Annotated in this window: 14 protein-coding genes; 3 read left to right on the top strand and 11 right to left on the bottom strand. The window is 66.4% G+C overall.

Translation table 11 applies throughout. The features are described from left to right. The first annotated feature begins 63 nt into the window (after positions 1-63). Entirely contained in the window at positions 64-2,214 is a 2,151-nt protein-coding gene (locus J8N05_RS32480; RefSeq protein ID WP_210889119.1) for a UvrD-helicase domain-containing protein, read from the top strand. A gap of 105 nt (positions 2,215-2,319) precedes the next feature. On the opposite strand, the gene J8N05_RS32475 is transcribed toward J8N05_RS32480, so the two are convergent. The 10 genes from J8N05_RS32475 to J8N05_RS32430 all read right to left on the bottom strand — a co-directional run bounded on the left by J8N05_RS32475 (position 2,320) and on the right by J8N05_RS32430 (position 14,723). After that, a complete protein-coding gene (locus tag J8N05_RS32475; RefSeq protein ID WP_210889117.1) occupies positions 2,320-4,905 on the bottom strand; it encodes a GmrSD restriction endonuclease domain-containing protein in 2,586 nt (861 codons plus the stop codon). A 154-nt stretch (positions 4,906-5,059) separates the two neighbouring features. Beyond that, positions 5,060-6,187: a protein-L-isoaspartate O-methyltransferase family protein gene (locus tag J8N05_RS32470; RefSeq protein ID WP_210889115.1), complete on the bottom strand. Its 1,128-nt coding sequence runs from the start codon at positions 6,185-6,187 to the stop codon at positions 5,060-5,062. 19 nt (positions 6,188-6,206) lie between these two features. Then, positions 6,207-7,061 (bottom strand): radical SAM protein, encoded by an 855-nt coding sequence (locus tag J8N05_RS32465; RefSeq protein ID WP_210889113.1) that lies wholly within the window; start codon positions 7,059-7,061, stop codon positions 6,207-6,209. A 78-nt stretch (positions 7,062-7,139) separates the two neighbouring features. Then, entirely contained in the window at positions 7,140-8,084 is a 945-nt protein-coding gene (locus J8N05_RS32460; protein WP_210889111.1) for an endonuclease/exonuclease/phosphatase family protein, read from the bottom strand. 64 nt (positions 8,085-8,148) lie between these two features. Then, positions 8,149-9,255, bottom strand: a complete 1,107-nt coding sequence (locus tag J8N05_RS32455) for a CPBP family intramembrane glutamic endopeptidase (RefSeq protein ID WP_210889109.1) — start codon at positions 9,253-9,255, stop codon at positions 8,149-8,151. Next, positions 9,248-10,642: a glutamine synthetase family protein gene (locus tag J8N05_RS32450; protein ID WP_210889107.1), complete on the bottom strand. Its 1,395-nt coding sequence runs from the start codon at positions 10,640-10,642 to the stop codon at positions 9,248-9,250. The genes J8N05_RS32455 and J8N05_RS32450 overlap by 8 nt, the downstream gene beginning before the upstream one ends. Then, positions 10,642-12,150 carry an amino acid permease gene (locus J8N05_RS32445; RefSeq protein WP_247706601.1) on the bottom strand — a complete coding sequence of 503 codons (1,509 nt, stop codon included), beginning with the start codon at positions 12,148-12,150 and terminating at the stop codon, positions 10,642-10,644. Before J8N05_RS32445 ends, J8N05_RS32450 begins: the two co-directional genes overlap by 1 nt. Before the next feature lie 440 nt (positions 12,151-12,590). Continuing rightward, positions 12,591-13,565, bottom strand: a complete 975-nt coding sequence (locus tag J8N05_RS32440; protein WP_210889105.1) for a hypothetical protein — start codon at positions 13,563-13,565, stop codon at positions 12,591-12,593. A gap of 202 nt (positions 13,566-13,767) precedes the next feature. Then, positions 13,768-14,253, bottom strand: a complete 486-nt coding sequence (locus tag J8N05_RS32435; protein WP_210889103.1) for an ATP-binding protein — start codon at positions 14,251-14,253, stop codon at positions 13,768-13,770. Between the two features lie 11 nt (positions 14,254-14,264). Then, positions 14,265-14,723, bottom strand: a complete 459-nt coding sequence (locus tag J8N05_RS32430; protein WP_210889101.1) for an ATP-binding protein — start codon at positions 14,721-14,723, stop codon at positions 14,265-14,267. An 823-nt stretch (positions 14,724-15,546) separates the two neighbouring features. Here J8N05_RS32430 and J8N05_RS32425 point away from each other — a divergent pair. Both J8N05_RS32425 and J8N05_RS32420 read left to right on the top strand, forming a co-directional pair. After that, positions 15,547-16,713: an XRE family transcriptional regulator gene (locus J8N05_RS32425; protein ID WP_247706600.1), complete on the top strand. Its 1,167-nt coding sequence runs from the start codon at positions 15,547-15,549 to the stop codon at positions 16,711-16,713. 31 nt (positions 16,714-16,744) lie between these two features. Beyond that, on the top strand, positions 16,745-17,650 hold the full coding sequence (locus J8N05_RS32420) for a phosphotransferase family protein (protein ID WP_210889099.1): 906 nt from the start codon (positions 16,745-16,747) through the stop codon (positions 17,648-17,650). Between the two features lie 1,013 nt (positions 17,651-18,663). Here J8N05_RS32420 and J8N05_RS32415 read toward each other — a convergent pair. Continuing rightward, complete coding sequence (locus tag J8N05_RS32415) at positions 18,664-19,368, bottom strand: 2'-5' RNA ligase family protein (protein ID WP_210889097.1); 705 nt, start codon at positions 19,366-19,368, stop codon at positions 18,664-18,666. Positions 19,369-19,919 lie beyond the last annotated feature (551 nt).

Below are 19,919 nucleotides of genomic sequence, written 5' to 3'. Positions count from 1 at the left end.
TGGACCGGCATTGCACATCGACAGCGGTCAGTAAAGTGATCGTAGTCTTCTGGAGGGGCACGGATGGCGACGCTGGGGATGCACCGGGACTTCCTGCTGGAGTTCGCGGCGTTGGAGAAACCCGTTCAGAAGCGGGTCTTCGAGGTGTTCGAGAAGTTCACGGCGGCCACGCACACCGGGCTGCACCTGGAGAAGCTGACGCACCAGAAGGACCCTCGGCTGCGGACCATCCGCATCACCGGCTTCTGGCGCGGCGTTGTCCTCAAGGGCGAGTCGGGCGACAGTTACCTGCTACTCAAGGTGCTCCCCCATGACAAGGCCAACGACTGGGCCGCCAAGCACCGCGCGTCGGTGAACGAGGCGACGCAGGGCATCGAGATACGCAACGACGTGGCCCTGGAACGCGCCACCGCGGGGTTGCGTGCGCTCGCCGCCGAAGAACCGACCCGCCTGTTCCCCGCCTCCGACTACCCGGACAAGGTGCTGCGCAGCCTCGGCGTGGACGAGGAGATCGTGCCGATCATCCGGCTGATCCCGGACGAGGAACATCTGGAAGCACTGCACAAGGTGATGCCGGAGCATCAGTACGACGTGCTGCTGGGACTCGCGACCGGGATGAAGCCCGAGGCGATCGACCGGGAACTGGTGCAGGCGTATGCCCGGACCGCCGGGCGGACTTCCGGAGCCGATGACGGCGATGAGCTGGAAGCCGCGATGGCCCGTTCCCGCGGCCGGGTCGCGCTCGTGTCGGGCCCCGTCGAACTGCAAGGAATCCTGGAGCGGCCGTTCGACGCCTGGAGGGTCTTTCTGCACCCGAGCCAGTACCGGGTGGCGTACCACGAGCGCTACGCCGGGCCGGCCCGGGTCACCGGCGGGCCCGGCACGGGGAAGACGGTGGTCGCCCTGCACCGGGCGTATCACCTGGCCCGGCAACTTCCCGAGGACGCCCCCGACGGATGCATTCTGCTTACCACCTTCACCAGGGACCTCGCGGCCGAGCTGGAGCGCTGTCTGACGCTGCTGGTCGAGGAGGAGAACGTCCGAGCGAAGATCCGGGTGGTCAACGTCGACGCCCTGGCCAACGAGATCGTGCGGGCGGAACACGGCGGCGCCCCGCTGAAGATGGTCGTCGACCAGAAGGAGATCACCGCCCGCTGGGCGCGCATCGCCCGGCGGCTGGAGGTCGACTTCACGGACGTCTTTCTCGACCAGGAGTGGCGTCAGATCGTCCTGGCGCAGGCCCTGACGGCCCCGGAGGAGTACCTGAAGGCGCCGCGCACCGGCCGTGGCACCGCGCTCCCACCGCTGAAACGCCTTCAGGTATGGCGAGCTGTCACCGCGTTCGAGGAGCAATTGCGCCAGGCCGGCGAGTGGACGTTCCTTCAGGTGTGCGCGGAGGCGGCACGCGTCCTGGACGGCCGGGAAAAGCGGCCGTACCGCCATGTCGTGATCGACGAGGCGCAGGACCTGCACCCCGCGCAGTGGCGGTTCCTGCGGACCTTGGTCACTCCCGGCCAGGACGATCTGTTCCTCGCCGGGGACACCTACCAGCGGATCTACGGGAACCGGGTGTCCCTGCGCTCACTCGGCGTCCGCGTCGTCGGCCGCTCGCACCGACTGCGGATCAACTACCGCACCACGCAGGAAATCCTGGCCTGGTCGGCCTCATTGCTGACCGGTGAGGAGCCGGACGACATGGACGGCGGGAACGAGACGCTGGCGGGATACCGCTCGACCATGCATGGAGAGCGACCGGAGACTGCCGGGTATGCCACGAAGCCGGAAGAGATCGAGGCGCTGGTGGCCCGCCTGCGGGACTGGACCGGCGCGGGGGTGCGGGCGGAGGATATCGGGGTTGCCGTGCGCTTCGTCCAGCTCGGGCGGGACATCGCCCAGGCCCTGGAGCAGGCTGGCGTCGCCGCGTGCGTGCTCGGTGCTGGGCGCGGTGGTACCGGTGTCCGGATCGGTACCATGCACCGGATGAAGGGGCTGGAGTTCCGCTGCGTCGCCGTCACGGGCGTGAATGACGGCACCGTGCCGATGAAGTCGGCCGTCACCGCGGTCGAGGTCGACGCACAGCAGCACCAGGAGGACCTGAACGGCGAGCTGAACCTGCTATTCGTGGCGTGCACGCGGGCGCGCGAGGCGCTGCGGGTGTCCTGGCACGGAGCGCCGAGTCCATTCCTAGCGCCGGTCGTCAACCCGCGCCCGTAGTGTCCATAGGACCCGTACGGCAGTGCTACGGGCCCCATGCGTGACGCGCGTGGGGCCTGCATGATGCCGTCGCCCCACGCTCCGCTGGAAGGGGCACGGAGGGTCTCAGGGAGTGCTGGGGTCCTTGTCCACCATACGGCGGGCCTCCGCGAGAGCCGCCGTATGCGCGAACCACTCCAGCACCGCGCAGATCTTTTCGCTGTGCGCGGCGAAGGTCTCCACCGCGAAGGACGGGCGCAGGTCCAGTTTTGCCTCGGCCAGATCGATGCCCTCGATCCCGTTCAGGCGGTTCATCAACTCGCGCCGCAGCGGCTCGTCATCGAACGGGGGACGTCGCTTCAGATATTGGAAGACGACCTCGACGGTGCCGGAGACCGGATAGAGGGCCAGGGGCCACAGCTCTCGGGAAGCGGGAGCGTCGCCCAAACGCACTGTGGGGAAGCAGCTGGTCTCGCTCGCTCGACCGTAGGCGAGATGACCGCCTTGCTGCTCCCAGAAGCGCAGGGCGTTCAGGACGCCGTCGACGGTCTCCTCGGTCTGGTTGTCGCGCAGCTGAGTTTCGAACCGGTTGGCCGTCGACTGCTGCTCGTCACCGTCGGCCCGCGGTGACGGCTCGGCCTCATCGGCGACATCCTTGCCGAGAAGGGCCGCGAGGTCGGAGGTGGTCAGCCGGTGGGATCGGCGGGCCCGGCCCGCATCATCGAAGGAAACTCCCTCGGTCTCCAGGCGGGTTCGCACATCACCGAGGTCCTGGCCGTCCGGCCACCTGAAGCCCGCCGAGACGCGACCGTCCGCCGTCAGCACCCGGTAGGCGCCGTGCAGGCCCACCTTGGACGCCAGATGCTGGCCGACCGGGACGGCGTGGGTTCCGATGAGCGCCGCGACATCGCCGTACGTCGTCCACGTCCCGGCCGGTATGGCGAGGAGCGCGGCCCGAAGTTCCTTCCAGCCGGACCATTCGTCGTCCACCGGGACCGTGCCCGCGACGGGGCCGGGCCACAGCCGTACCACCCGGTCGGCGAGGGCGGCGGCGCGGTTGAGGATCTCCGCCTTCCCCCAGCGTTCCCGCCCTGCGATCTCCTGGTTCATGCGCAGGGAGCTGAAGTCCAGGATCTCCTGCTTGCGGCGGAACGGATGGTTCGAGAGCTTCGCGTTGTCCGCCGAGAGAGTCAGGTTGCCCAGCGTGTGGACCAGTAGGGCGTGGAGCTCCTCGGTGCCCTGCCCGTCCTCGGTCTCCTCGGCGAGCAGGTCCAGCCACTGGTGCGCGGGGCTCTGCGGCAGCACGTGCTCGACGGTCAGGTGGGCCTTGGCGTAGTCGACCGGTTCGCTGGCTCCGTAGCTCTCCTCCAGCCTGCGCAGCACCTGGAACCGCTGGTTGCTGCGGCCCGCCTTGTAGAAGGGGCGGGTGCGGATCGCCTCGCGGACGGCGTCGTCGTCGGGCCAAACGCGGGCTCCCGTCTTGCTCTTCGACAGGAAGCGGCTTACAGCATCGGCCGGATCGTCGTCCTTCTCCATGTCCTTGGCCATCTCCATGAACACCCGGTTACTGCCCGTGGTGGAGTGTCCGGTGAACAGGCGCCGCACCATGTAGCTCTCGGCGTACGCCAATGCCCGGGCGGCCTGGTGGGGCGTGGCCTGCCCGTCGTCCACGCGGTCGAGCAGGTGGAGAGCCAGCGGGTAGTGGGTCTGGCCGCCCCACCGGGAGAGCCTCTCCAGCACTTCGCGCAGCTCCGGGTCGGGCTCCCTCTCGGGTTTCAGGATCCGCATCAGACGTTCCGCCCGACGGGCCAGGGAGGCGATCTCGCCCTCCAGAGCCGCTTCGTCGGAGCTCAGAGGCTCAAGGCGCTTCTTCTGGTCCCGGTAGATCTCGCTCTGCTTCGCCCGACTGTTGCCAGCCACCACCAGGTCCAGCCAGACGAGGAGTTCGAGGTTGGCGGGGCCCAGCCGTTCCTGCATGGGCAGCCAGAGATTCTGGTAGACGGACTCGCCCCGGGTCGGCAGGCACATGAAGAGGTAGTTGCGCAGCAGGTCGCTCTGACTGAGTCCGACGCCGGTGTTGTTGATCGACTCAAAGATCCGGTAGACGTTGTCGCCCTCCGACGCGGTGATCTCCACGATCGACAGCAGACCGCTCAGCACGGTCTCCACCGCGTCTGTCCACACCTCACCGCCGTTTTCCTCACCCTCGGCGAGTGCGCCCAGGAAGTACCGGTAGGCGGCGCCCACATTGCCAGGGCCACCGGCTCTGGGAGAGCTCTCGACGCAAGCGGTGAAGGCGTCGCGGTCGGCTTGCGTCGGTAGGAGGCGGTAGTGATCGTCGCCGCTGCGGTACTTGTTGACGAGCACGAGGTCGTGGATGCGCTCAGCCTTCTGCTGCGCGCCGCGTTCCCGGTGGCGGTCGCGCAGCGCGGTAAAGGCGAGCATGAGTGTGGTGAGCCGCTGCTGGCCATCTACGACGAGCCAGCGCTGCATGCCGCCAGCGGTGATCCGGCCGGGGGCCAGCACCACGGAGCCGAGGAAATGCGCTGCCGGAGACCGTCCTTCCAACTGCTCCTCAACCAACTCCTGCACATCATCCCAGAGTTGACGCAGCTCATCCCGCTGCCAGCTGTAAGTGCGCTGATAGAGCGGCACTTGGTACTGCTTCTCGCCCTGGACGAGTTCGTTGAACGTGGTCTCCTGAGCGTGCACGCGCGTCTTTCCCCCCGCCGAGTCCCGGACGACCCATATTCCACCATCGGGGTGGGGGTGTCCTCGTCCCCGACTGGATCAGTAGCGGTTCTGTGTTCTTTTACTACCTGTCAACCGACAGAGCGTGACCGCATGGGTGCCAAGACCCGGACGGTTACAGGACTGCTTTCCAGTTCCCGCGGGTCAGCGTGGTCTCTCCCTCGGGTGTGATGGCGACCCGGGCCCCGTAGACGGGGAGCGAGCCTCCACGGTTGAGGCGGTCGCGGATCTTCTCCAGCGCCGACCACAGCCGACGGGGGCCGCTTTCATGGGCGACCGGTGAGGTGAGGAACCCGGTCGCCGTAGCGCGGGCCCATGCCCCATCGTGCATCAGCCACACCGTGCGCATCTCTCCGTCCTGGCGCTGGCGGTAGTCGATGCCCGGAAACTCCAGCTCCAGCATCGACATGACGTCCCATGCGTCCGGCGGGTACAGGAGCGGGTACCGGCTGGTGAAAGTCTCCTCGCCGGTGTCTTCGCGGGCGCCCTTCCAGTCGTCGCCTGCCGGGTGTTCGTAGTCGTCACCGTGGCGGGTGGGCATGAACCCGCCACGGTCCCACTCGATACGGCCCACCGCGCCGCCGTCCGTGGTCTTGTCCGCGGTGAGGATCAGGCCCGTTCCGGCGATCGTCGTCACGAGTCGGCCGCCCGTACGCAGCGAGCGGAGCCAGGAGACGGGTACGGGACGTACGGACACGGTGGAGACGATCCGGTCGTAGATGCCCGGCAGCGGCCCGGTGAGGTCGCAGACCTCCATCTTCGGGCGCATGCCCTGCGCTGAGAGCCGGTTCTTGGCGTTGTTCACCAGGTGCCCGTCGACATCGACGCTCGTGACCTGGTCGTAGCCGAGCCGGGCGCACGCCAGGGCGGTGCCGTACCCGGTGCCCGTGGTCACGAGGACATGATCCCGGTCTGTGATCATCGCGTGCCCGTACATCCGGACGAGGAGGCTGGGCTGCGTCGACGACGACGTCGGCGTGCCGCCGGCGAGGACAGCACCGACACGGGAGTAGTCGGCATAGGAAGTATCGACCCGGGTGACGAGCGTCTGGTCGGCGTAGGCCGCTTCCATCCAGCCGGCGGTGTCGTCGGAGCCGGTGCGCAGAACCCACCCGTCACCTTTGCGCTCCCACCAGTTGGGGACGAACTCATGCCGCGGCACGTTGGCCACAGCGCGGTACCAGCGGGACTCCGGACGAATGATCTCGTCCCCCAGAGACGCGGCGTAGGGCTGCCATTTCATTGCTGGTCGGCTCTCTTCTTCAGTAGGCGGGATCGCACGCATCGGTATTTGCCGGGTCGCAGTCGCCGGAGTCGTCGGGAGGGCATCCGTCCATCCGGGGCGGGATGCTCGCTGCCGTGTCAGCCCAAGTCTGTCCGCTGAACACCGCGGCGAGCCCGTCGGTCTTCGCGTTCCCCGTGGACAGGAACCGCCCGAGGACGCACGGGGTGACGGTGCCGTCGGTCATGACTGCGGCCTTCCCCTTCGCGCACCTGCCGCACAGGTCACCGACGCTCGGGGTGTGGATCTCGCCCCGGCCGACACTGCGCACTCGGTCGGTGACGACCCTGCGGACCCCGAGACCGAGCAGCTCCTCGCGGGCCTGCGCTGTGCGTTGCCCGTCTTCCACCTCAACGATGCCGACCTGGAGCGGAATGCCGCGCCGCAGGGCTTCGACGATGTTCGCCCGGGTCGCGGCGTGCGATCCCTTCCGGCCGGTGACGCGCTCATGCTCGGCGGGGTCGTCGCTGTAGTACGACGTCCCCAGGGACACCCGCGGGTGCATGAACAGTTCCCAGTGCTTCACCTGCACGCGGTACAGGTTGCTGTACACCTGCACGTCCAGGCCGAGCGCCAGGGCGCGATGCACCAGAATGTCGAAGTCCGGATGCAGAGTCGGCTCACCACCGATGAACTGCACTTTCCGTACGCCGATCTCGGCGGCCTCACTGATGAGCCGCTTCCAGTCGTCGGTGGTCATGCTGCCGTGCCCCTCGGTGGGGCCGGCGTTGGCGTAACAGAGGGTGGGGCAGGTGAGCTGACGCTTACCGGTGATCTCCAGTTCGAGGAACTCCGGCACTCGTGATCGAGCAGGAGCCTCGGGCGCGATCGTCATGAGCGATCTCCTTTCTGCAGGGTGGTGCAGTGCCGCCGGCGGGCCGGAGCGCGGGGCCCGGCCCACCGGCGGCCGGTCTCAGGAAGCGGTCGGCAACGTGTGCCGGCTCCGCCCCAGATTGAGGACGTCCGAAAGGCCGTCGCCGTCGATGACGAGTCGGACGATGTGGTGGTCGGATTCCTTCTCGTGGACCTCGATCACGTCGACGCTGAGCACCACTTCCGCTACATCGGGGGTGGCGTAGTAGCGGTCGATGCGGGCGTCCGGCCCGTGTGTGGCGCAGCCACTCACTGTGCGGGTGACCGCGGCCAGTTCTCCGTAGGTTGCTGATCTGTAGCGGGCCACGTCCTCCAGGCCGGCGGTGCGCAGCGCCTCGTCGGGGCGGTCGTCCATCCGTCGTTTGCCGTCCGGGCTGACGTACGAGCGGTGCAGGCGGTGGCGCCGGTCCTGGATGTTCTCCAGTACCGGCAGCGGGGGGTCGCCTGGGGTGCCGGGGACGGGATAGCTGTTGTTGTCCCCGCCGAGGAGGCAGGGCATCCGTACGGTCTGGCCTTCCGGGGTGGTCCACCTCTTGTCCGCGAGCCGGGACAGCCACTGCGCCTCGGTGAGGCGTTGACCGCTGGAGGAGTAGTCGAGGTGGTAGGAGCCTAGGACGATCGGTGTGGCGGCGGGACCGGCCGGCAGGTAGCGCAGGGCGAGCGCGGTGGGCGGCAGTTCCCACGAGGGAGCGGGGATCACCGGCCCGGAGGCGAGCGGCGGGAACTCCCGCACGGGCTGGAAGTAGTCCGGGTGGGCGAAGAGCGCGGTGCACGATTTCGCGCCGAGCCATCCACGCAGGCGCAGAATGGCCTCCAGCTCGTACATGACCGCTTTGCCGTTGATGTCCGCCGTCGGCATCTCCTGCCGGAACACGAGATGCGGGTCGAGGGACGCCAGCCTCCTGTGGGCCCGTGTCCGCTTGGGGCGGTTGTCGCCGCCATTGTTCTCGAAGTTCCACAGCAGCGCGGTGAATCTTTTCGTCATACGGCACCTTCACTTTCGCCCGGTGTCAGGGCGGGATGCATGGGGACGGACCGGCCGGGGTCGGTCATGGATTCCTCACCTCGTCGCCCGCGGCAGCCGCTGGGGCCACCGGGGAGGGCGCCGACGGTTTCCCCTTGCCCGCGGCCTTCTTCAGCCGTGTGTCGACCAGGCTGACGGTCAGGATCAGACCGATGCCCAACGCCATCCGAGGAATGGAGGGAAGCGACTGGAGCGTGGGCACGAAGTCCCACAGGGCGTGCGAGACCATCAGCGGCAGGAGGCTGCGGTAGCGCAGGTACAGCCAGACACGGCCGGCGGCCATGACAGCGGCGCCGATGGCGGGAAGGCCGAAGTAGGCGTGCAGTGCGACCTCGATGAGGCAGATCAGGGTGTAGATCTCCCACGTGGGCCGGCGGACAGCCTTCATCAGCGTGACCGTGGCCGCGACGATGACGACGTCCTCGATCACCACGGCGCGCACGACGGCGAGGACGAGCTCCACCGGACCGCTGATGCCGAGTGCGCTCAACTGATCGTCCTGCATGACCGGCACGGAGTCCGGGCCGATCCACAGGAAGAACATCGCCAGCCATCCGAAAAGGAAGCCCGTCGCGGCGCAGGCGACGAACCCCATCTGTGCGATCTGCCAGGCGTGCAGCCGCTGAACGGCCGTGTAGGGCGCCCCGTTGTCCGCCCACACCCCGTGCGCCCGGCAGACTTCCACGGCCAGCCATGCCACCGCGCACCCGAACAGCGCAGGGCCCACGTCGTCGTGCAGCATGCTGTCGATGGGGATGGCCGTGAAGAAGACCGTGAGGGCAAGAACCCCCGCCGCAGGCGTCCGGAGTGGAGGCCACCATCGCGGTGTGCCCTTCGGATCCGGCCGTTGCCTGACTCTCCAGGTGAGCCAGGCGCCCAGTACAGCGCTGCAGGCGAGTTGGGTCATGCCCAGAAGGTCACTCACCTCCCACTGCACGCCGTATATGGCGGCCACCATCGCCGCCCCGTTGATCAGGCCCGTCAGGGAAGCGAGCAGCAGCAGCCCCGCCAGCTCTCCCAGCACTCGCCCCGCCGACGTGGCGGTCAGGGAGAAAACGGCGGCTTTGGGACGTAACGCGTCCTTGTCGCGGAACGCTCCCCGGATGCGCTCTCCGATGGTGGGGTCAGGCACGGTCGAACCCCCGCCGCAGTTCCCAGTCCGTGACCTGCCCCTCGGCCACGGCGAGTTCGATCTCGCCGACGTGGGCGTAGTGGTCCACGACGGAGGCGCCGAATGCGCGCTGCGCGATCTCGCTCCCCGCGAAGTCGGTGAGGGCTTCGTCCAGGTTGTTGGGCACCGGCAGTGCGTCGTCGGCACCGTAGCCGTCCCCGGCGCAGGGTTCCGGGAGTTTCGGCTCGTTGCGCAGGCCGTAGTTGATCGCTGCGATCACCGCGGCCAGAGCCAGATACGGGTTCGCATCGGCACCCGCCAGGCGCACCTCCAGGTGCGGATTCGTGTCCTCGCCGATGACCCGGACCGCACACGTGCGGTTGTCGCGCCCCCAGGTGAAACGCGTCGGAGCGAACGAGTGCGGCCTGAACCGCTTGTACGAGTTCGCAAAGGGCGCGCACAGGGGCACCATGTGCGGCAGTGCCTCGATGAGCCCGGCGATGGAATGCTGCATAAGTTCGGAGGGCAGCACGTCGGGCTGCGGCGCATAGAACGCCGAGTCCCCGTCGCTGTGCCACAGGGACACGTGCAGGTGCAGACCACTGCCTACGCCGGTCCGCGGGGCGGCCATGAACGTGGGCACCATCTCGTGCCGTTCGGAGAGGTGGCGCACGGCGTGCTTGTGGACGGTGTAGTCGTCGCAGGCCCGCATCGGATCCCCGTACGGCCACGTCACCTCGACCTGACCGGCCGCCCCTTCCGTCTTGAACGCCTCGACCGGGCATCCGGCCCCGTGCAGTGCCGCCCGGAGGTCTTCGAAGAACGAACTCACCGCCGGCGGATGGTCGAGCGCATAGTCGAGGTTGTAAGGCGAGACGGGCGTGAGCCCCCGGTACCCGCGGCGGCGCACCTGCGCCTGGGTGCCGTTGTAGAGCACGTATTCGCTCTCTACGCCGGCCTTGGCCTCCAGGCCGAAGGAGCGGAGCGCCTGGAGTTGCCTGCGGAGCATCTGCCGTGGGGCGACGTCGACGGGCCGGCCGTTGTGGTGAACGGCGTCGCCGTGGACCAGGACGGTGCCGGGCAGGTAGGGCAGGCGGCGCATGGCCCGGCCGTCGGGGACGGCACGCAGGTCACCGAATCCGTCGTGCCAGCCCGTGAGGGCATATCCCGGCTGCGGGTCCATGTCGAGGTCCGTGGCGAGCACGTAGGCACACATCTCCGACCCGCCAAAGCGGTGCATGAATCCGCGGGCGTCCTGGAGTTTGCCCTTGAGACGGCCTTGCATGTCGGGGACCGCGAGCATCACCGTCGTGATCTCGCCGTCCCGCACCAAATCCTCAAGCGCTTCCGGCGTCAGGAGCGGCCGATGGGCGACGTACCAGGTATCGGAGCTGGTTTCGCTGGTCATCACACCACGCCTTCGGACAGGGCCACGGTTTCGGCGTCACTGCCGAGCGGCGGAATCTTGTAGGAGCGTCGGCCCTTGGTGACCCACGTGAGCCACGCAATGAACAGGACCACCGCGAGGGCGACGCCCGCGTAGTTGAACGACTGCGTGGTGATCGGGGAGGCCTGCGGCAGGCAGAACACGACGGTCAGGACGACCACGTAGACGACGGAGATCCAGCCGAGCGGCTTGCTCCAGCGGCCCAGGCTCCACGGGCCCGGCGTGAACTTCTCGGGATAGCGCCGCCGCAGGTAGACCGGGATCACGTAGGCGGGCGTGATCCCGATGACGTTGATCGCGGTCACGGCCGCGTACGCGGTCGGCGAGTACAGGCTGGGCGCCGCCAGGAACAGCGCGACGCCGACGGACAGCCACACCGCGTACACGGGGGTCTTGGTGCGGCTGGTGACGCGCCGCCAGGTCGTGGAGCCCCACAGCGCCCCGTCCCGCGAGAACGCGTACACCATGCGGGACGCCGCAGCGGTCTCGGCGTTCCCGCAGAACAGCTGCGCGACGATCACGATGAGGAGCAGGCCCTTGGCGACGCCGGTACCCAGGACGTCGATGAAGATCTGCGCGGGCGGCACGCCGGTGCTGGTGCCCAGGGTGCCCGCGTAGTCCTCAATGGCGAACAGCAGCCCGGCCAGCAGCACGAACCCGGCCGCCCACGACCACGCGATGGCGCGGACGATGCCCTTTGGCGCGGCCATCTGCGCGTCCCTGGTCTCCTCCGACAGGTGGGAGGACGCGTCGTAGCCGCAGAACGTGTACGCGGCCAGCAGACAGCCCAGCGCGGCCACATAGACGGGGTTGTCGAAGCCCGTCCCGTTGTTGAAGTGCGTGAACACGAAGTCCGCGCTCTGCCGCTCGCCCGGGGCGAAGGCGAGCAGCCCGACGATCAGCGCGACACCGCCGAGCTGCCACCACACCGATATCGAATTGAGGACGGTGACCAGCTTGATCCCGAGCGAGTTGAGGGTGCCGTGCAGCAGCAGGATGCCGGCGAATATCAGCATCGTCGTCTCGGGTGTGGGCACCAGGCCCCACTGGAGGTTGGCGAACGCGCCGACGAACAGCGCGCACCCGTAGTCGATACCGGCGATCGCGCCGAGCAGGCCCAGCAGGTTGAGCCAGCCGGTGACCCACGCCCAGCGGGGCCCGCCGAGCCGGTGGGCCATGTAGTAGAGGCCGCCCGAGGTGGGGTAGACGGAGGTGACCTCGGCCAGACACAGACCCAGGATCAGCGTCATGGCACCGATGCCGACCCAGCCCCACAGCATGACGGCAGGGCCGCCGGTGTTCATGCCGTACCCGAACAGGGTCAGGCCGCCGGCCAGGACACAGATCACGCTGAAGCTGACCGCGAAGTTGCCGAATCCGCCCATTCCGCGGGCCAGTTCGGACTTGTAGCCGAGCTTGCGCAGCACGGCGTTGTCCGGCAGGCGGCTACTTGATCGTCTGTGATTCACCAGATACCTCGGAAGAGAAAGGAGGGGTGGAGAGGGCGTGAGGGGCGGCAGCGTTGTCAGGGAGGCCCCTGGTGATCAACGCCAGGCCGGTGAAGAGGCTGAACGTCAGCGCGACCTCGGGCGGGTAGCCGATGCTGCGCAGTTCGGCAATGTCTGTCAGTACCGCGCTAACTGATCGCCTGAATGGCACCGTGCACCTCCGGTGAGGAGGGAGGCGGGCAGAGTGTTCGTGTGCTGGCAAATGCGTTGTGAGTAAGTCCCGGGAAGAGCAACACCACACCGCCCGCCAGGATGAGAACCAGTGAGATGTGGAGCACGCGGCGGGCGCGGGTGACGCGAACCGGCTTGCGCGGAGTACGTGGTAAGTGCAACGGAGAGGGTCCTCTGGACGAGTCGGAGGGAACACGGCGGCGGGCGGCGGCACGGTGGGCCTCGGATGTTCATCGGCGGCTCCTGAACCTCATGGCGTAGCGGCGGGCCCTGAGGAAGTCCTCTTGCCACCACTCGTGTTTCCGGGTGACGAGGGCCCACGGAGCGGTGGTCACGTGCGCGCCTATCGCCTCGAACACGGCGGCCGCGCCTCCCTCGCCGGTAGCGGTCAGGGCGTACGCCAGGTAGTTCAGATCGAGAAGAGAGCGCCAGTCGGGCTCATCCGGCGCGGGATGCGTCTGCTCGAACCACTCGTCCAGTGCCTGACGCGCATAGTTCGCTTTCTCGCTTGTGCTCCAGAACGAGAGCGAGCCGGTTCCCTGTTCGTGGTACCTGCAAAAGCTCTGGACGTAGGCGTGCAGCGTCAGCACTTTCAGCGGTGAGCCGTCGGGCGCGAGGGAGGCCGCCCACTGAGCGAAGGCGGTACCGTCCTGTCCGCGGGCGTGGAAGACGGCGAGCATCCGGTGGAAGGCCTCGCGGTTGTAGGGGTCTCGCTGCTGCACCCACTGCAGCAGCCCCCATGGGCCCGACGGCAGTAAATCGGGGCGATCCACCCAGTGCCGTGGGCTGTGGGGCTTGCTTCGGTCGGTGTCGGTCTGTGCAAGAGCGAGGTAGTTGACGTATGGCACCGGATCGTCCGGCCACCACTCCGCCGCGGCCTTGTTCGCCGTACGAGCTGAGAGGACGGCGTTCATCAGCTCCCGCCGGTCCACTCCCTTGCGGTGGGCGAGCAGCGCCCGCTCGGTCAGGACCCGGCCCAGCATCATCAGCGCGTCCCCGTTGTCGGGCTCTTCCAAGCACCACTCTTCGATGACGCGGGTGTGGGCTGCGGCGTGGCCCAGAACCTGGCTGCGGGAAGTACGCAGCGGCCAGAAACTGCCTGTCGCGGCGAGCAGCGCCTTCGTGGACAGCCACCGGTTCAGACGCAGGTCCTCCAGCGCGCGGCGCAGGTCGTCGTCCCGGCCGGCCGGGTGAGGCGTCGTCAAGGGCATGTCATGTGAGGGCATCGGCGTGCCCCCTCGTCGAACGAAAGGGGTAGGCCGAAGGGGCGCACTGGCCTGGTGCGCGTAAGAGGGGCATGGGGGTTGAGTCCTCAAAGCAAGGGGGGTGGAGAGCCGCCGAGCGACAGCCCGAGAGCTCGGATCTCTTGGGGGAGCCAGAGGCGTAGGGCTGCGGCCCGGCGGCCGACTAGTGGGTGCCGCCCGGCGTGGGGCGGTACCTGATCAGTGCCTGGACGGTCTTTGATGTGCCGTCCTCCGGAATGAACCAGCTGAGCTCACCGCCGAGGAGCTGCACGAGGGCGAAACCCTTGCCCGCCGCGGCGCGGGCTTCCTCGAAGTTCGGGAACGCGGGACTCGGGTCCGTCACAGAAATCAGCAGCGTTTCGTCGTCGTCCACGGACAGACCAAGACGGATCTCATCTGACGGATGCTGCGGTTCGACATGCTTGACGGCGTTAGCCATCAGCACGTCGACGATGAGTAAAGCCTCGTCCTGGTCCCCGTGCCAGCTCATAGTCGTGAGCCGTGTCCGGGCGTGCAACCGAGCACGCAGCACGGCATTCGGCCCGATGGGGAATTCCCGCTCACAGGTCTGCGGACGCTCCACGAAGGGAGAGGCTGGACCGGCAGCGTCCATATTCAGGAACAGGGCTGGCGCCGTGACGTGTTCCATGTCGATCCTTCTCAGAAGGTGAGGGAGCACCAGGTCATCGTGCCGTCGGGGCTGATGCTCCACTCGGAGGCAAGAGCTTGGACGATGAAAAGGCCGCGTCCGCTTTCGTCCGCCGGCGTGGCGTTGCGAAGCACAGGGCTGTCGGGAGAGGCATCACGGACCTCGATTCGGAGCTGCTGCGTAGAGAAGAGCAGTCGCACGCCGACGTCGCCCCGGCCGTGTCTGAGGGCATTGGTAACCAGCTCGCATACGAGAACTTCGGCATCTTCAGTGAGGGCAGGACGCTTCAAGGGAGCCAGGCCGGCCCGTACGACGGTCCTCATCCTCCGGGGCCAGAGCAGGTCATCCTTCGCAATCACTCCAGACCCAGAGCCGCGGGAACGTTCGAACACGACGTCGAGGCCAAGCCGGGGGATGAACTGGAAGGAGGCGCTGAGGCCCGTCCGGGCAATGGTCACAGCCCCAGCCATGTCGATCCCTCCTCAGCAGGGACGACTACTCCGCTGCCCAGCAGCTTGGTTGATGGCGCCGGTGGCTTGATCATGCAGTGTCCTCGAAGGGGTTCTGGAGTCAGTGGGCAAGCGGAAGATCGCTGAGCATGCACCCTCAGCTGAGCCATCAAGCGAGGTTGAAAGCGGCTGTGCGTGAAATACCGCGGCACCTCTACCGATCGTGGTGCGCCAGCGCCATGACTTCGGTCTGATCAGGGTCTGCCCGACGCATTGGAACGGCGGCCACGGTTCCGGTCTTTGTGATCATGATGTCCATCGCTACAACATCTCCTCGGTACCTGATGGTCGTGAGTGCCCCGGTATGAGACGTCGTCCCCAGCCAGGCTTGGCAACCGAGGTTGGGGTGATCCGACTGGGAGCTGGACTCTGAGTGTTCCGAGATCGGCAAGAGTGGTCCTGCAGCCGATCCCCGGCAACTGGCACGCGACACATATCAACGACAACAGGTACGTAGGTTCACAGTTTTTCTTGCTGAACTGTGAAGGGCGTCGCAGGTTTCTGACGCGAATGAGGCCAACGCCAGTAGGCTCGTCGACAGACACAGCGGGTGGAGATTGCCATGATTGAAGCTATGAAGCCGCACGGCCCCTCGTGTGCACGACAGATTCGAGAGGACGGCGCCAGCAAGGCGTGGCCGCTCGAACAAGTTGCGCGAGCCATCAGGGAGCACTGTTCCGTCTCCCCCCTACGTGCTCAACGCTTGGCTAGGGGGATGACTCAAAAGGAATCTGCCGACCGTCTTCGACGGCTCGCTGAATCTCACGGCGAGGGGGCCCCGCGGGTGGACGCTATTCAGCTGGGCGCCTGGGAGGTTGGGCGCCACCATCCTCAATTGCTGACCATTACACTTCTATGTGAACTCTACGAATGCATCCCTAAAGAACTGGGTTTCGCGGACTCTGTAGCGCAGGTAACCGGGGCCGGAAGTAAGCTGGCGCCCGGGATACGGCCATCGCCCTCTACCGCTAGTGCCTACGCCGACGATCCCTTTGACGAGCGTGTCGATGCTGCCCGCCGCACTGTTGATCGCACCTTGGCCACTTCTACCGTGAGTGCCAGCCAACTCGACCGCCTCGATGAAAGAATTCTCTGGGCGCGCCAGCAATACGTTTACACGCCCCCGGCGCCGATGTTGGCCTCGCTCTTAGACTACTTGAGCGAGGTCAGTGACCTGGCTCGAGATCGACAACCCGCCACCGTGCAGAGCAAGTTATCTGAACTGACCGCGGTGCTCTCGACCTTGATAGCCGATGCCCTGATGAAGCTGGGGAAACTTGCAAGATCGCGTGGCTGGTACGACACTGCACTTAATGCGGCAGACGACAGTGGCAATAGGGAGTTGCGAGCCAGAGTTCGTGCCCAAGCCGCGATGCTGCCCTTCTATTACGGTCCGATTGAGGCTGCAGTCAGCCTCTCGCGGTCAGCGCGAATGATTGCACGCGGTCCCAGCGCGACGGGAGCGTTTGCCTCGGCAGCCGAGGCACGCGCGCGGGCCAGGCTTGGAGACGCGGAGGGCGCCGAGGAGGCGATCCGCTACGCGACTGCGATGTTCGAGCAGAGCGGACCTGGCGGCGCGGACGCCGACGCTTTCTCCTTCCCAGAGCGACGCTTCCTTCTGTACAAGAGCGGCACCCTCACAGCGCTGGGACGCACAAACCAGGCCCGCCAGGTACAAGCACAGGCGCTCGAAATGTATCCGGCAAAGACCGGTATCGATCCCACCCTGCTCAACCTTGAGGCAGCTATCTGCCTAGCCCTCGACCGCTGTCCGGCCGAAGCGTGCGTGCTTGCAGGAACGATCTACCTCGGAGTCCCGCCGGCTCATCGCACACCGATCGTTGAAGAGCGTGCGCGAGACGTCATTTCGTCTCTCGTGCCTCAGGTGCGCGCGAGTAGGGCGGCACGGGAGTTCGCCGAGATTCTGGCGCTGCAGCCCGGAGAGAAGTGACAGCAGGCGGATCGTCAGCGAGCCTGGACCCATGACAGCAACGATGCCGGTCCCTGGTGGATTCGACGAGTTCGAGATGTATGAGGTTCTGGAGCAAGCGTGCGAGGCCGCAGGGCTCGACTGCTCCGATGCGCGGCTCCTTCGTGGACACACCAATGCTGTCGTACTGCTTGGCAACGAGGGAGTAGTTGTCAAGATCGCCAGGAGGGGGTCCCGAATAGAAGACGTTACGCGCACAGTCCGGTTTGTATCTTGGCTTATGGATTCTGGATTTCCGACGGTCCCTTTGCATGGCATTGAGCAGCCAATAGTAATAGATCGGCATGCCGTTACATTCTGGACCTACCTTTTCACGCCCGAGCACGGCATTACGGCTCAAGGGCTAGCTAAACCTCTGTACAGTCTGCATACTCTAGGGATGCCGCCCTTCAATATTCCCCGCCATGACAATCTGCAAGCGATCCGTAATTCAATAGCAAGTATTACATCTCTTCCCGATGGCGTGATTCAGTTTCTATCTGAATGTGCAGATCGCTTGGAAAGGGAGCTTGTGGGTGTTGAGTTCGAATTGAGCGAGGGGGTAATTCAAGGAGATCCGCAGCATCGAAATGCCCTATATGCGCAAGACGGTGAGGTGGTGTTGTGTGACTGGGATACCGTTGCCATAGGGCAGCCCGAATGGGATCTGGTGACGATCGAGGTCCATTGTCGGAGGTTCGGGCATGGTGGAAATCATTATAGGGCGTTCGCTGACGCGTACGGGTTCGATGTCACTTGCTGGACCGGATATGCAACCCTTTCGGCAATACGTGAGCTCCGCATGATTACAACCAATGCCAGAAAGACGCATCATTCTCCGGGTAGTTTGGCGGAAGTTGAGCGTCGAGTCGAAGGGTTGAAGTTGGGGGATCGGATGCAAACATGGAACATCCTGTGAAATGGTGTCTTTAAGTCCCGTGGTGAGGGCTGGGTGACTTTAGGGAAATTAGTCAGATTTGCGGCGCTAGGTTGTCACTGTTGATGGCGTCCTCGTCGTACACGGTCATAGTGGCTGCGGCGACCGGAATCGGCCCCACTGAGGCGACTTGACCGGGGACCACTTCGTGAAGATCGAGGGGCGGCTTGAAGCGGCCCCACCCATCGAACCGTCCGGTCACGGACGGGGCTATCGCGGCTCGCCTCGATCCGATCTTCACCAATCGGCGCCACTTGGAGACGCCTCGGTGGAGCCGGTTTCAGTCGCCATAGCCAGTCATAGTGCTGGCTCAGGAATTGGTCCGCCTATTTCCAGTAGCCAGGCGCGTGATCCTTCCATAGGTGCCACTGCGCGGTCGGACAGTGGCGCGAACGGGGTTTAGTGCGTGCCCCGGGCCTTTAAGCCGGATCCGTGGAAGGTGACCCCTGTGATCAGAGGGTCGGCCGACGGGGAACCGATCCGAGCGTTGGGTCCCGACGGCGAGGGCGTACATCGACGGCGTCGTCATGCTGAATCAACGACCCCTGGGCATCCCCTTCTGCCAGACGATGAGCACGAGCACCTGCTGAGCCCGAACGCTCTCACGGGGCTCCGGCCATCGTCGGGTCCGCCAGCATGTCTCTCATCATCGTCGAACGCACCAACGCTCTGAGCAGACCAAACGTCGTGAACGTAACGCGGAACGGCAGTTCGACGTACAGGACATGAGGGCTGGCTCGCTCTCGTCGCAACGAGGAGATGCCCCTCCATGAATGTCCGACTGCCCGTGTCCCTTCAGACGTCCTCCCTGTTCGTCCTCATCCCGTCCCCGGTTGCGGACGCCGCACATGATGCTGCGCACGAGACCGCGGCCCGGTTCCGGCACGGCGTGCACTTCGTCCTCTGCACGAAGTGCCACGTCCCGGTCGGCGAACTCTGCATTGACCGCCGGACCGTGCATGCCGGTCGTGGTGCTCGCTCGGGACGCCGGTGGGCTATCGGAGCGGGACGCTCTTGCGTACATCCCAGTGGTACGTCCGTCCCTCACGACGGAGTTCCACCAGCTGGACGAGGGACACTGAGAGTTCGACGGCCGGGAGGGTGCGGAGGCTTGAGGCCGCTTCCACGACGGGGGCGGCGGGGCGCCGACGGTTGTTGTACGCGAGGCTCAGATGCGGCCGGAAAGCGGACGTCGGCTTCTTCGGGACCAAGCCGGCGTCGCTCCCTGCCTTGGCCAGCGCATGGTGCAGTAGAAGCAGGGGTTCCCACGGGCCGAGGGACAGCCGGACAGCACCGCGGGAGCCGGCCAGCGGCATGGCACGTACGAAGAACGCGGAGGGCAACAGCGCCTCGGCGCCCCGCGCGAGGCTGTCCAGCTGGCCGGGTGTGACGACGTCCGGTGTTCCTACTCGGGCGAGGGTGGTGTGCAGTCCGTCCGTCGGTACCGGGTCGAGGCCGAGAGGAGCCAGCTCCGCCTGACAGTACCCAGCGAGAGCGGCGAGTCCCTGGTCATCCGGGAAGGTCAGCATCCAGTAGTATGCGCGGCTGCCGTCCGACCAACCGGGGCGTGACCAATGGTCGGTCATCTCGTCGAGTGCGCTGAACGCCGCCCAGTCGTGGGCCGCGATGGCTACGGGATCGTGCGTATCGGTGGGGGGATCGGCGGGGAACGCGGCGGGATCGGAACTGAGCAGGGACACCCGTCGGACTCCTTCGGCTTCGCACCTCCCTGGAGCACGGCGCCTGCGACGCGGATGCGGCCATGGCCAGGGCGGCCGGCTGCGAGCTCCAGGTCCGGAACTCCTTGCCATAATTGCGCACCGCCGGGTGATCATGGCGGGGAGCGGTGACCGCTGCCGGTTGGTCGAGAGGGTGATCGACCTGCTGCGAGTCGACGGAGTCAAGGCCGGCGATCGCTTCCCCACTGAGAAGGGTGCTGATCTTCTGGCGCAGCGAGTCAGACGCCTGCGAGTACGTACCTCGTGGACTGGCCTGCGGCACGTGGCCTTCCCCCACCAGTTCCAAACTGGCTTCCCATCGTTGCATGTCAGCTTCCACGCTTACATGGCGCGCACGTACGGAGGTGACGCACCCGGGCCCGCCCGCGACTGGGCCTTGGTCGTCGTGGGGATTTCCGAACTCATAGCCCGGCGGGACCCGGGTGCTGTCCGTCGCGGTGGTGATCTCTGGAGTCCGCGTCGACTGTGGTGTCTGAGCGGGTGCCGGGCCACCTGAGTTGCTTTCACGGGCC

This window comes from Streptomyces liliiviolaceus (assembly GCF_018070025.1).
In the GTDB taxonomy this organism is placed as follows: Bacteria; Actinomycetota; Actinomycetes; order Streptomycetales; family Streptomycetaceae; genus Streptomyces; species Streptomyces liliiviolaceus.
Note: the sequence above shows the minus strand (reverse complement) of the source record. Positions and strands in the feature narration are given on the sequence as shown.

Bases quoted from the DNA above. Each gene is read 5' to 3' on its own strand.
- J8N05_RS32480 (WP_210889119.1), top strand. From the start codon at position 64: ATGGCGACGCTGGGGATGCACCGGGACTTCCTGCTGGAGTTCGCGGCG.
- J8N05_RS32470 (WP_210889115.1), bottom strand. From the start codon at position 6,187: ATGAAATGGCAGCCCTACGCCGCGTCTCTGGGGGACGAGATCATTCGT.
- J8N05_RS32465 (WP_210889113.1), bottom strand. From the start codon at position 7,061: ATGACGATCGCGCCCGAGGCTCCTGCTCGATCACGAGTGCCGGAGTTC.
- J8N05_RS32460 (WP_210889111.1), bottom strand. From the start codon at position 8,084: ATGACGAAAAGATTCACCGCGCTGCTGTGGAACTTCGAGAACAATGGC.
- J8N05_RS32450 (WP_210889107.1), bottom strand. From the start codon at position 10,642: ATGACCAGCGAAACCAGCTCCGATACCTGGTACGTCGCCCATCGGCCG.
- J8N05_RS32435 (WP_210889103.1), bottom strand. From the start codon at position 14,253: ATGGAACACGTCACGGCGCCAGCCCTGTTCCTGAATATGGACGCTGCC.
- J8N05_RS32430 (WP_210889101.1), bottom strand. From the start codon at position 14,723: ATGGCTGGGGCTGTGACCATTGCCCGGACGGGCCTCAGCGCCTCCTTC.
- J8N05_RS32420 (WP_210889099.1), top strand. From the start codon at position 16,745: ATGACAGCAACGATGCCGGTCCCTGGTGGATTCGACGAGTTCGAGATG.